13 protein-coding genes are annotated in these 12,358 nt (G+C 28.4%); 3 read left to right on the top strand and 10 right to left on the bottom strand.

Features of this window, described 5'->3' with window-relative positions:
• Positions 1-2: 2 nt before the first annotated feature.
• From E0D94_RS03500 to E0D94_RS03460, 10 genes are all read right to left on the bottom strand, one after another.
• Complete coding sequence (locus tag E0D94_RS03500; protein WP_130805916.1) at positions 3-1,385, bottom strand: glycoside hydrolase family 1 protein; 1,383 nt, start codon at positions 1,383-1,385, stop codon at positions 3-5.
• Positions 1,386-1,390: 5 nt separating this feature from the next.
• Entirely contained in the window at positions 1,391-1,540 is a 150-nt protein-coding gene (locus E0D94_RS14710) for a hypothetical protein (protein ID WP_165442849.1), read from the bottom strand.
• 1 nt (position 1,541) lies between these two features.
• Positions 1,542-1,859, bottom strand: a complete 318-nt coding sequence (locus E0D94_RS03495) for a PTS sugar transporter subunit IIA (RefSeq protein WP_130805915.1) — start codon at positions 1,857-1,859, stop codon at positions 1,542-1,544.
• A gap of 82 nt (positions 1,860-1,941) precedes the next feature.
• A complete protein-coding gene (locus E0D94_RS03490; protein WP_130805914.1) occupies positions 1,942-3,348 on the bottom strand; it encodes a PTS sugar transporter subunit IIC in 1,407 nt (468 codons plus the stop codon).
• 11 nt (positions 3,349-3,359) lie between these two features.
• The gene (locus E0D94_RS03485) at positions 3,360-3,674 is read right to left on the bottom strand and encodes a PTS sugar transporter subunit IIB (RefSeq protein ID WP_130805913.1); all 315 of its coding nucleotides are present in this window, start codon (positions 3,672-3,674) and stop codon (positions 3,360-3,362) included.
• A gap of 97 nt (positions 3,675-3,771) precedes the next feature.
• Positions 3,772-4,446, bottom strand: coding sequence for a GntR family transcriptional regulator (locus E0D94_RS03480; protein WP_165442848.1), 675 nt, complete (start codon positions 4,444-4,446; stop codon positions 3,772-3,774).
• Positions 4,447-4,469: 23 nt separating this feature from the next.
• Positions 4,470-5,558, bottom strand: coding sequence for a DUF871 domain-containing protein (locus tag E0D94_RS03475; RefSeq protein ID WP_130805911.1), 1,089 nt, complete (start codon positions 5,556-5,558; stop codon positions 4,470-4,472).
• On the bottom strand, positions 5,555-6,010 hold the full coding sequence (locus E0D94_RS03470; protein ID WP_130805910.1) for a DUF3284 domain-containing protein: 456 nt from the start codon (positions 6,008-6,010) through the stop codon (positions 5,555-5,557). Before E0D94_RS03470 ends, E0D94_RS03475 begins: the two co-directional genes overlap by 4 nt.
• Positions 6,011-6,175: 165 nt before the next feature.
• On the bottom strand, positions 6,176-8,152 hold the full coding sequence (tkt, locus tag E0D94_RS03465; protein ID WP_207289703.1) for a transketolase: 1,977 nt from the start codon (positions 8,150-8,152) through the stop codon (positions 6,176-6,178).
• Positions 8,153-8,316: 164 nt separating this feature from the next.
• Positions 8,317-9,294: a tagatose 1,6-diphosphate aldolase gene (locus E0D94_RS03460; protein WP_130805908.1), complete on the bottom strand. Its 978-nt coding sequence runs from the start codon at positions 9,292-9,294 to the stop codon at positions 8,317-8,319.
• Between the two features lie 191 nt (positions 9,295-9,485).
• Between E0D94_RS03460 and E0D94_RS03455 the strand changes: the two genes are divergently transcribed.
• Genes E0D94_RS03455 through E0D94_RS03445 form a run of 3 tightly spaced genes read left to right on the top strand, consistent with a single transcriptional unit; the run spans position 9,486 to position 12,350 of the window.
• Entirely contained in the window at positions 9,486-11,615 is a 2,130-nt protein-coding gene (locus tag E0D94_RS03455) for a BglG family transcription antiterminator (protein WP_130805907.1), read from the top strand.
• The gene (locus E0D94_RS03450; protein WP_130805906.1) at positions 11,612-12,055 is read left to right on the top strand and encodes a PTS sugar transporter subunit IIA; all 444 of its coding nucleotides are present in this window, start codon (positions 11,612-11,614) and stop codon (positions 12,053-12,055) included. Before E0D94_RS03455 ends, E0D94_RS03450 begins: the two co-directional genes overlap by 4 nt.
• A gap of 13 nt (positions 12,056-12,068) precedes the next feature.
• Entirely contained in the window at positions 12,069-12,350 is a 282-nt protein-coding gene (locus tag E0D94_RS03445; protein ID WP_130805905.1) for a PTS sugar transporter subunit IIB, read from the top strand.
• The last annotated feature ends 8 nt before the right edge of the window (positions 12,351-12,358 follow it).

The following is a 12,358-nucleotide window of genomic DNA, read 5'->3' as shown; positions in this document are numbered from 1 at the left end:
TATTAAAGTTCAAATCCTTTGTTATCACTTAATTGTTTAAACCAATATCCTGATTTTTTTATTGTTCTCTCTTGTGTCTCTAAATCTAACTCAATTAATCCATATCTATTTTTATATGCATTTAACCAAGACCAGCAATCAATAGGGGTCCATATATGATAACCTATGCAATTAGATCCTTCTTCTATCCCTTTATGAAGCCATTTTAAATGTCCTTTAAAGAAATCTACCCTGTAATCATCTTCTATAATTCCATCTTTTTTAAATCTATCTTCAGCTTGAACCCCCATACCATTTTCAGTTATCATCCATTCAATATTTCCATATTCATTTTTAATATTTAATGCTATATCATATATCCCTTTTTCATAAATTTCCCAGCCTCTATATTTATTCATTTTTTTACCTGGCATATCATATAAATCGAAATAATATGTTGGTAAAAATGGTGCATTAGGATTTGGAAGATGTTCTTTTGCCTTTACTCTTACAGGCTGATAGTAATTTACACCTAAAAAGTCTACAGTATTTTCTTTTATAATTTCTAAATCTTCTCTGTCATATTCAGGCATTAAATCATGATTTTTAATTAAGCTCACTAATAATTCATTAAACTCACCTTTAATTGCAGGATCTAAAAAGCTTTTATTTTGAAAGGCTTCTGCTATTTCTGCTGCTTTTAAATCCTCTTTATTATCGCTTCTAGAATATGCAGGAGATAAATTCAGAACTATACCTATTTTTCCATCAATTTTACTTTCTTTAAATTCTTTTATTGCATATGCACTTGCAAGTGCTGTATGATAGCCTACTTGTACTGCAAGTTTTGCATCTACTTTCATAGGATAATGATATTGATTTAAATATCCACATTCTACATGAACTATAGGTTCATTAAATGTAAACCATCTTTTAACTATATCACCAAATAAACTAAAACAAGTCTTTGCATATTCTTTATAATAATCTACTACTAATCTATTTTCCCATCCACCTATCTTTTGTAATTCCATAGGCATATCAAAATGAAATAAATTCACGAATGGTTCTATATCATTTTCTTTTAATGTTTTAAAATAATCTTTATAATATTTTACTGCTTCTTTATTTACTTCACCATAACCTTTAGGAAATAGTCTTGCCCAACTAATTGATGTTCTAAATGAATTATGACCTGTTTGTTTTAACAGCTTTATATCTTCTTTGTAATTTTTATACATAGCTGTAGTTACCTTTGGACCTACTTCACCATAAAATTTTTCTGGCTCAACTTCAAACCATTCATCCCATATATCTTTACCTTTTCCATCACCTTCAAAGCTACCTTCCGACTGAGTAGCAGAAGTTGCACTCCCGAAATAAAACTTATCAGGAAATTTCAACATTTAAATCATCCTTTTCTGTTTTTTATAATTAAAATTACACCTATACCTATTGTTATTAAACCCATTATTATATTCAGATTTTGATTTACAAACATAGGACTTGTTGCAATAAAAAGTAATCCTATAGAAACTATAAAAAGATGCCATTTATTCATCTTATTTACCTTCTTCTATACGTTTATATACATCTATAAATTCTTCTGATAATATTTTAAAAGCTTCAGCACTCATCATTTGATCTTCTGCATGTACTAATATCAAACTAAATTCTATTTTCTCATCACTAGCTTCTTTTTGTATAAGTTTTGAATGTGATTTATGTCCTTGTAAAAAAAGTTCATTACCTTCTTTTATTTTTTCTTCTGCTCCTTTAAAATCTCCACTTTTTGCTTTTCCTATAGCTTCAATAAAAAGTGATCTTGCAGTTCCTACTGCAGATATTATTTCAAAATAAATCATTTCTAACTCTCCCATATTTATCTTCCTTTCTAAATAAAGTAAGACTCAGATCAGGTAACCAAAAAGTTACCTGAATCCAGAGTCTTTTTTATACTATTTATGCTGTTTGTTTATCTTCTTGGTCAGTTTTCTTTACTCTATTTGCCAACATAACAAATGGTGACCATATTACAAATGCAACAAATAAATTGAATATTGAAACTAACCCAGCAAGCCAACTACCACCTGTTGCAAGATATGCAAGTATTCCTACAGGCATTACCCATGGAACTGCTACAAATGTAGGAGGTATAAATCCTATTGCTGTAAGCACATAAGCAATTGTTGCAGTAATTGGTGGAATTATTAGCCATGGTATAATATAGAATGGATTTAATACTATAGGCATACCAAACACTACAGGTTCATTTATATTAAATACTCCCATTGGCGCTCCTAATTTTGCAATTGCTTTTGAATCTTTTTTCTTTGAGAACATGAATATTGCAATAATTAATGCAAGGGTTATACCTGAACCACCCATTTGTGCATATGCATCAAATGATACTCTAGTCCAAAGATATGGTAAATCTGCTGCAGATTGAGCTGCTTCATATGCTTCTGTATTTGTAATAAGAGCTGGTAAATAAACTCCATCCATAATTGGTGCAAGTACATTATGACCATGTAAACCAAAGAACCAAAATACTTGGATAAGGAATGTTGCAAGTATAACACTAAATAAACCTTGTGATAAACCAAGTAAAGGTTTTTGAATATATTCTAATATTAAATCATTGATTGAAAATCCTAAGTAAGTAACTGATAAATAACCAAGTGTTGCTGCAACATATACAGCAATTATACCTGGTATTATTGCTGCAAACGCTTTATTAACTGCTGAAGGTACAGAATCTGGTAATTTTATAGTAATTCCTCTTAACATTAATTTTACGTAAATCATTGATGATAAAAATCCTATTATAAGTGCTGTAAATAATCCCGCTGCTCCAGCATAAGAAAGACCAATATATCCCCAGCCAGCTACATCAAGATTAAGATTTTCTCCTACTACTTGTGCTTGAACTCCTAATTTTGTAAGTGCATCTAAATTTTCAACACTTACTCCTGGAAGTGCATATGAGAAATTTGCAGTTTGTGGTAAAGTTACTATAAGTGATGAAAACGATATTACACCACCTGCAAGTGGGTTTACGCCATAACTTTTAGCTATATTATAACCTAATGAAAATACAAATACTAAAGCTATAATAGCTATAGAACCAAACCACACATTTCCATTTATCGCAATGATAGGTGACATTGCTTCAACGAAACCTGTAGCACCCCACTCTGTAGGTAAATCTCTAAAGAATACATTTAATAAAACGGCTACTGAACCAACCATGGTAATTGGCATAATACCTATAAATGCATCACGTATTGCAACTAAATGTCTTTGTGAACCTATTTTTGCTGCTATAGGTAAAAAATGTTTTTCCATCCATCGAGTAAATCCATCCATTGTTATACCCCCTATTTATTAAAATTGTTATAAACTTCTAAGGCATTATCTAAAGCTTTTTCACCATTCATAGTGCCATATACTAACATATCAATTACAGCAACAGGCTTTTTGTTATCTACCTGTTGTTTTATCTTTGATTCTAGATAACGAACTTGAGGACCTAATAATATTATGTCTGCTTTTTTTGACTCTTCTTGTGATTCAGCATCTCCTACCGCCCAAACTTTTGCTTCAATATTTTTCTGATCTGCTGATTCTTGCATTTTCTTCACCAAAACACTTGTTGACATGCCTGCTGAACAAACTAATAAAATATTAATCATTTAATCCCTCCTTTTTTATGGTATATACCACTATATATATAATATACCATATCATTTCAAAAATGTAAACATTTTTATTTCAAATAGCAGTTATTTATTAAATTGTAATTTCTATTGTTTTCTCTTTAGGATTATTGTACGACTTATAGTATATATAAGGCTTTCCACTTTTAGTGCTGACTACACCTTCAATCATAATAATAGGTGTTCCTATATCTAAATTAAGAGTATAAGCATATTTAGTTGGTACAGTCATTGGTATAAATTTTTGTATCATTGTACTGTCTTTTAAATACTCATTTAAATCAAGTAACTTATTAAATTTATTTATATTTCTCTCATCAATAAAGTTTCTAATAATATAAAATTCTTCTACATTTTGAGGCTTTTTATCTTTAAGAACCACTCTTATAGCTCTAATTATAGAAAACGAATCATTATCATTTAGTTTTAAAGGGGATAACACATCATCTTTTATACTATATTTAACATCAAAATTTATAAGCCTATATTCTAGTTTTTCATCTTCTGAGTTTGTAACAGAAGTATTCTTTTTCCAAAGAGATTTATCAGATACAAATGTCCCTTTGTTTTTCTTTCTATATAAAAATCCTTCCTCTACAAGCTCATCTATAGCTTTCCTAACTGTCATTCTACTAGCATTTAATCTCTTTGAAAGATCTCTTTCAGATTCAATTGTATCATTAGAGTTTTTATCTTTAATTTCTTCTTGTATCTTTTTTTTGATTTGTATATATATTGGTGTTTTCAAGGTTAAATATATCTCCTTTAAATCTAGTCTATTATTGTAAATTTATCCCATGAATTTAAATAGTCTAATAAAAATAATTCATCTTCAAGTATTCTTCCTATTACATTTTTATTACCATCATTTGGCATATCTTTTAATACTATATGAAGTTCCCCTTTATATCTAGTGTAATTATCATTTAATATAACTACATCTCCTCTTTTTAAATCAAGAGTATTTTGTGGTTTTATATCATTATCTTTATATTTAATTCTAGTCATAGAACTTCTTCTCATATAATCACTTATATCCCCACGTGCAAAATGTTCATCATCATAAAGTATACTTTGTTCCACTTCAGATAATTCATATTCTTTATTTACTTTAAAATTAACCTTACCTTCTACTATCTTTGATAAAGATTTAAATTCATCTTCAGTAGCATAGCAATTAGCAATTATTACATTATCAATTAATCCTGTAGCTATTAAATGTCTAGCTTGTAAATCGATAGGTAGATTTCTATGGCTTTCTAAAGTACATAATCCTTCATTAACATCCCAAGGACCAAATGCTCCTTTACTATTACTTGATATAAATGCTGATAATTCAATATCTTTTTCTTTAATTTTTCTACTATTTTCTATAAAGTAATCTAGTCCTAAACCAGTATATTTTTGTGGATAGAAATTATGTGAAGATATTATTTTTTCTTTTTTAGGTTTAAATCCTAAAATATTTTCAAGATGATTTATATTGCCACTTGCATTAAATTCAAGTTTTAATCCATATGAATTGTATGACATAATAGCTTCTTTATTCCCATCAAAACTTTCATCTAATCTTATACCATCAGCTCCTATTTTATTAAAAAAGGATAAATCATCATATGAAATATTTAACTCATCAAATATATAAGGTGCTACGTCTACAATTACCTCTATATTATATTTATGCGCATGATTTATTCTAATGCTAAATTCCTCTTTTATTTCATCTTTTGATTTATCCCCTAAACCAAGTAAATTAGTAAATATTCTTTTAACATTATATTTTCCAGCCAAGTCAATATAATCTAAGTCCTCTTGAATACTTGATTTATCTGGATAAATTGAAATACCTAAGTTTATCATATATACATCTCCTCTTCTTTATTCTTAATATATCTTTCAATATTTTTTAAAATAGATTCCGCTCTTTCCACACTTTTTTTCTTATAGAAAAAATTCATTAATTTAAAATTCCAACTTTTCAATTTGTCAGGTGCAATATACTCTTCAGAATATGTAACATTTATTTTTCCATTATTTAAATCAGTTATATTGTATGAAATTATATTTTTTCCTTGATTACTTTTAAATTCTGCTACATACTTTTTATATGGATCAAATTCTAATATAGTAACCTCTACATCTCCTGCTCTACCAAGCTTATTCTTGAGTTTTTTATCATATTTATAACCTTGAATAATATCTTCTTTAGATAAATTTTTACCTGTATTTTCTTCTATGTCCTTAATAATTGATTCATAAATAAACCCAAAAAATTCCTCTTTGTTTACATCTAAATCTAAATTTACTTCCATATAATCACTCCTATATGATTGGTATATACCACACTTTTATAATATCATACTTTTCATATTATTCAAGAAATATTTAAGACTATTTTTTATCCAAAATAAAAAACACTTAGGAATTTACTTCAAATTAGAAGTTTTTCCTAAGTGTTTTTATTTTTCCAAGTATGACTACATTATTTCTTTTACTGTTTTAACTACATTACCTACATTAAATCCAAATCTATCCATAAGTTCAGGTCCTGGAGCTGATGCACCAAAGCTATCTATTCCAATAGATTTTCCTTCTGAACCTATATATTTTTGCCATCCAAAAGTAGTTCCTGCTTCTATTGAAACTCTTTTAGTAATATTTTTTGGTAATATTTCTTCTTTATAATTTTCATCTTGTTTATCAAATAATTCCCAAGATAATATACTTACTACTCTAGCATCTATGCCATCTTTTTCAAGTTCTTTTTTTGCATCCATTGCAAGAGATACCTCTGAACCAGTTGCAATAAGGATTACATCTGGTGAATTTCCTTTTTCTTTATCTACAATGTAACCACCTTTATGAGCTCCTTCAACATCTTCAAGTATTGGTAAACCTTGACGAGTAAGTGCAAGAACTGATGGACCATCTGTATTCTTAAGTGCTTCAATCCAAGCTACAGCAGTTTCCCTTGCATCAGCTGGTCTAAATACTTTAGTGTTTGGTATAGTTCTAAGAGCAGCTAATTGTTCTATAGGCTGATGAGTTGGACCATCTTCACCAAGTGCTATTGAGTCATGTGTAAACACATATACTACAGGTTGATTCATTAGAGCAGATAATCTTATAGTTGGTCTCATATAATTTGAGAATATAAGGAAAGTTGCTCCAAATGTTCTAAATCCACCATGTAAAGATATACCATTAAGTATTGCTCCCATACCATGTTCACGTACTCCAAAGTTTATATTGTTTCCATCTGGAGTTTCATCTTGGAAATCACCTGAATTACTCATAGTAGTTTTATTTGATCCTGCAAGATCAGCAGAACCACCAAATAAATTATCCATATGCTTTGCTATTATATTTATTATTTTTCCACCTGCTGCACGTGTAGCTATTTTTTTATCAAAATTAAATAGCTCTTCATCATTTAATAACTCTTCAGGTATTTCTAAACTATGCCATCTATCCCACTTTTCTGCAAGTTCAGGATATTTATTTCTATATTCAGCAAATTTTTCATTCCATTCTTTTCTCTTAGCATCTTTTTCATCGATTATTCTTTCCATATGAGTATATACATCTTCTGGTACAAAGAATGGTTCATGTTCCCAACTCATATTTTCACGAGTAAGTTTAATTTCATCATCTCCAAGAGGAGCGCCATGAGCTACAGATTGACCAGACTTGTTTGGGGAACCATATCCTATTGTAGTAGGTACCTTTATAAGTGTTGGTTTGTCTGATTTTTTAGCCATTTCAATTAAATCATTTAACTCTTCAATATCTTCACTATTTCTAGATTCTAATACTTCCCAACCATATGCTTCAAATCTTTTACCTACATCTTCAGTAAATGCTATATCAGTTGTTCCATCTATTGTAATTTTATTATCATCATATAATACAATTAGCTTAGATAATTTAAGATGTCCTGCAAGTGAGCAAGCTTCACTTGCTACCCCTTCCATCATATCTCCATCACCAGCTATAACATAAGTATAATGATCTACTATAGTCATATCATCTGTATTAAATTCAGCTGCAAGTCTTTTTTCTGCCATAGCCATTCCTACAGCATTTGCAATCCCTTGACCTAATGGTCCAGTAGTAGTTTCTACTCCTTCAGTATGACCATACTCAGGATGTCCTGGTGTTTTAGAACCCCATTGACGGAAGTTTTTTATATCATCCATACTTACATCATATCCAAATAAATGTAATAGTGAATATTGTAACATTGAACCATGTCCTGCAGATAATACAAATCTATCCCTATCTGCCCAATTAGGATCATTTTTACTTGCATTTAAATGGTTACTCCAAAGTGTATAAGCCATAGTTGCTGTACCCATAGGAAGTCCTGGATGTCCAGAGTTAGCCTTTTGAACTGCATCCATAGACATAAATCTTATACTATTAATTACTTTACTATCAATTTTACTCAAAATGTTTCCTCCTTTATCGATAACTTTATCGTTTTAGTTCCATAGTTATTATAAGCTTTATTTCGCAATATGTCTAATACTAATTATACCCTATTGATTTAGTTATAATAACAAAAGACCTATTGTATATACTATATCTATCCCACTTTGAACCTTCATTTCTTCTATTACATTAAATCAGATATTGGTGTAGCATGATTTTCAAGTATTGTATCTAAATCTACTACATTGATTTTTCCTGTTGTCTGGAGCCAAACTTCTGCTTGCTCTTCACCTTGGTCTGAAAATATTTCTACACTGTCTTTCCATGTAGCCCTACCACATAATACTCCATTAAATTTAGAGCCTGATTCTCCTGCAAGTATTAAAGTCTTTTTAAATAAATCAATAGTAACTCCAGCACTTAAAAAGATAAAAGGTAGATTTGTTGCTTGACTTTGAGCTTTAAAATACTCTTTTGCTTCTTCTTTAGTATGAACATATTCTGAATCAGAATATCCTTCAACAAAGTTCATATTTACTGGTACTTCTACTTTCAATACATCAACATTATATCTTTCATTTGAAAATTCTCTCATTGATTCTATTACCTTTTCAGGTTTGATTTTTGCATATTCTGTTCCCTTTACATCTTTTATATCTTTATCATATGTTACTATTTCTAAGAAAAATGGAATATCTTCACCTATACATTCAGAACCAACTCTCTCTACAAATGATTTTTTTATATCATTTATATGTTCTCCTTCATCTTTATCATAATATAAAAGAATTTTTATTGCATCTACTCCATTTTCTTTTAATCTTTTAACAGAGTAATTTGGTAAAAGATCAGGCAATCTTCCTTCTTCTGATGCATCATATCCAGTTTCTTCATATGCCATTAAAAGTCCAGCTTTATTATCTTTTGTACCTACTGCATCCCATCCATATTCTGGATCTAGTAAAATAGCTGATGCATAAGGAGTAAGTTCTTTAGATACACTTTTTTTGAACTTTTTAATAGTTTGTTCCACATCTCCACCAGTTTTTCGTAGCATCTTTTTTAATGAACCTCTTTGATCTATAGCAAGTGCATTTATAATACCACTATCTGTAGTTAATTTCTTTAAATAATTCTTCTTATTTTCCGTTAAATCAGACATATTAACATCTCCTTTTAACATTATATTATGCTAAATATTTTACCCCTAAATGTAAATAGCAAACAATATCATTTTTAATTTTGCCACATATAATTTGAAAATTTATCAAATATCCCTTTTATATTTTTTCTGGTATATTTAATATATGGAGATATACTAAGAATAATATTTAAGTCAGAAAGGAGCAAAAAATGTTAGATGAAAGAAAAAAAGAGATTATTAATATCTTAATTAATAATAAAAAATTTACAACAATAGAACAACTAGCTCACAAATTGAAAACAAGTAATAGAACTATTAGATATGACTTAGATTCCATTGACATATGGTTAGATTCTAACGATTTTCCTATGTTAATAAGAGTGCCTAGAAAAGGTATTAAGCTAAATATAGCTGGTGGTGAATTAAATGAATTAAGAAAACATTTTACTCATTCTAATTATTATGAATATGTATTATCTCCTGAAGAAAGAAGAGATGTTATATTACTTGAATTATTGAAGTCTAATAAGCCTTTAACATTTTCTATATTAGCTGAAAAAATGTTTGTAAGCATAACTACCATATATAATGATTTAAATTATGTTGAAGATTGGCTAAATAAATTTAATATCAAGATAATAAGAAAAACTGGATTTGGTATGGTTATAGAAGGCAAAGAAGAAGATAAAAGACAAGCAATAGCAACCTTATTGAAATCACTTGCTATACCATATAATCGTCGTAAAGACACATCAAATGATTCTAAAAACTATATTGATTACCTTAAAGATTGGTTTCCAAGAATAGATTTCGAATATATAAAAAATATGCTATGTGAAGTTGAAGATTTATTGGAAATAAAATTTAGCTATGAAGGGTTTAATAGTCTTTTATTTCATATTGGATTAACAGTTGAAAGAATATCATCTAATCAAGCTATTTCAATTAATAATCCAAAACTGAAAGAAATGATGAATAAAAGTGAATATATTGTAGCAAGTAAACTATCTCAAAAGCTATCTCAATATTATAATATTGAAATTCCAAAAGAAGAAATAGCATATATTACACTTCATATTATTGCATCAAAATTAAGTGATGTAGAAGATAATGAAAAATATTTTGAGAAAAATAGCTTATTATCATTAGTAATAGATCAAATGATAGAAAGTGTTGAAACTGAGCTAAATATAGAAATAGAAAATACTAATAGGCTAAAAAGAGATTTATATATACATTTAAATCCAACTATTAATAGATTAATGTTTAATAAGCCTCTACAAAATCCATTACTAACAGAAATAAAAAACAAATATAATGATATATTTTTAGCATCTAGCAAGGCTTCAGAGTTTTTAGAAGAAAGTTTCAATATAAAAGTTACAGAGCATGAAATTGCTTATATAACAATGCACTTTGGAGCAGCTATAGAATCACAATCTATACATCCTAAAGAATATACAAAGATACTATTAGTTTGTGGAAGTGGAATAGGAACTTCCAGATTATTATCTATAAAATTAAAATCTCATTTCAAAAATTTCAAAATAGTAAATATTCTTTCACATGAAAACGTCAACAAGTACAAGGATAATATAGATTTTGATTTAATAATATCTACAATTCCAATTGAAAATGTAGATAAACCAGTAGCTTTAGTAAGCCCTTTACTTGATGCAAAAGATATAGATTTACTTTCATCTTATTTGAATTATAAAAGAAGTCATAAATATTTAAGTTATACAAGTAGTTCAATTGTTATTGATCTTATTAATATAATATCTGAACATTGTGAAATAAAAAATATGCAAGGGCTTCAATGGGATATATCTACTTTATTAAATAATGTAAATAGATTTATGGATTCACAAAATTCAAATATTGAATCACGATTTGAATTACTTCCTAAAAAATTAATTCAAGTCAATATAGAGGCTAAAGATTGGATAGATGCTATAAAAAAGGCGTCAATACCATTAATCCATTTCAAATATATAACAGAAGAATATATAGATAGTATTATCAAAAGGATAGAAAAATATGGACCTTATATGGTAATTGCACCTGGTATTGCAATGCCCCATTCATCACCTGAAGATGGTGCACTCAAAACTGGTTTATCTATAACTAAGTTAAAAACACCAGTTAAGTTTAACCACAAGGTAAATGATCCTATTCATACAATAATTATGCTCAGTGCAACAGATAACTATAATCATATAGAAACTTTAACTAAAATATTAGAAATATTATCTGATAAAGTAAATTCCAATATTTTAGAAAATAGTCAAAGCACTGATATCATATATAAATTATTCAGTAGGGAGGTGAAAAAATGATAAAAGATCTTTTTAGCAAAAATACAATTGCAACAAATTTAAATGTAGACACTTGGCAAGATGCAGTAAAAGTTGCTGGGAATTTAATGTTAGAAGAAGGACTTATTGAAGAACAATATATAGATTCCATGATAAATAAAGTTAAAGAACTAGGACCTTATATAGTTATAGCTCCAGGAATTGCAATGCCTCATTCAAGACCTGAAGATGGTGTAAATAAAACAGGTATGTCACTTATAACTTTAGAAAAGGGAATAAACTTTGGACATGAAAAAAATGATCCTGTAACTCTTGTCATAGCTCTAGCAGCTAAAGACAATAAATCTCATATATCGTCTTTAGCAGAGTTAATGGATGTATTAGGAAATCAAGAATTATTAAATAAAATTCTTTCTAGCGATTCATCAGAAGAAATTTATGAACTTTTAAATAAAAATTAAAGGAGAGATAATTATGTTAAAAATATTAACAGTATGTGGAGCAGGTGTAGGAAGTAGTATGATGCTAAAAGTTTATACACAACAAATAATTAAAAATGAAAAATTAGATGCAAAAGTAGATGCAACAGATATAGGCTCTATTGATCCTAATTCAGCAGACATTATAGTTACAACATCAGATTTTGCAGATGTATTAAGAAATACTAATGCACAAGTAGTAAAAATAGACAATTTAACAGATAAAGAATATCTAAAATCAGAATTACTAGCAGCAGTTGAAAAAATAAATAAATAAATATAAAA

Source organism: Senegalia massiliensis, from assembly GCF_900626135.1.
Taxonomy (GTDB): domain Bacteria; phylum Bacillota; class Clostridia; order Tissierellales; family SIT17; genus Anaeromonas; species Anaeromonas massiliensis.
This window is presented reverse-complemented; position numbering and strand designations above follow the sequence as displayed.

What these genes read in the sequence shown, in the direction of transcription:
- E0D94_RS03500 (WP_130805916.1), bottom strand. Translation starts at nt 1,385, where the DNA reads ATGTTGAAATTTCCTGATAAGTTTTATTTCGGGAGTGCAACTTCTGCT.
- E0D94_RS14710 (WP_165442849.1), bottom strand. Translation starts at nt 1,540, where the DNA reads ATGAATAAATGGCATCTTTTTATAGTTTCTATAGGATTACTTTTTATT.
- E0D94_RS03495 (WP_130805915.1), bottom strand. Translation starts at nt 1,859, where the DNA reads ATGGGAGAGTTAGAAATGATTTATTTTGAAATAATATCTGCAGTAGGA.
- E0D94_RS03490 (WP_130805914.1), bottom strand. Translation starts at nt 3,348, where the DNA reads ATGGATGGATTTACTCGATGGATGGAAAAACATTTTTTACCTATAGCA.
- E0D94_RS03485 (WP_130805913.1), bottom strand. Translation starts at nt 3,674, where the DNA reads ATGATTAATATTTTATTAGTTTGTTCAGCAGGCATGTCAACAAGTGTT.
- E0D94_RS03475 (WP_130805911.1), bottom strand. Translation starts at nt 5,558, where the DNA reads ATGATAAACTTAGGTATTTCAATTTATCCAGATAAATCAAGTATTCAA.
- E0D94_RS03470 (WP_130805910.1), bottom strand. Translation starts at nt 6,010, where the DNA reads ATGGAAGTAAATTTAGATTTAGATGTAAACAAAGAGGAATTTTTTGGG.
- E0D94_RS03460 (WP_130805908.1), bottom strand. Translation starts at nt 9,294, where the DNA reads ATGTCTGATTTAACGGAAAATAAGAAGAATTATTTAAAGAAATTAACT.
- E0D94_RS03455 (WP_130805907.1), top strand. Translation starts at nt 9,486, where the DNA reads ATGTTAGATGAAAGAAAAAAAGAGATTATTAATATCTTAATTAATAAT.
- E0D94_RS03450 (WP_130805906.1), top strand. Translation starts at nt 11,612, where the DNA reads ATGATAAAAGATCTTTTTAGCAAAAATACAATTGCAACAAATTTAAAT.
- E0D94_RS03445 (WP_130805905.1), top strand. Translation starts at nt 12,069, where the DNA reads ATGTTAAAAATATTAACAGTATGTGGAGCAGGTGTAGGAAGTAGTATG.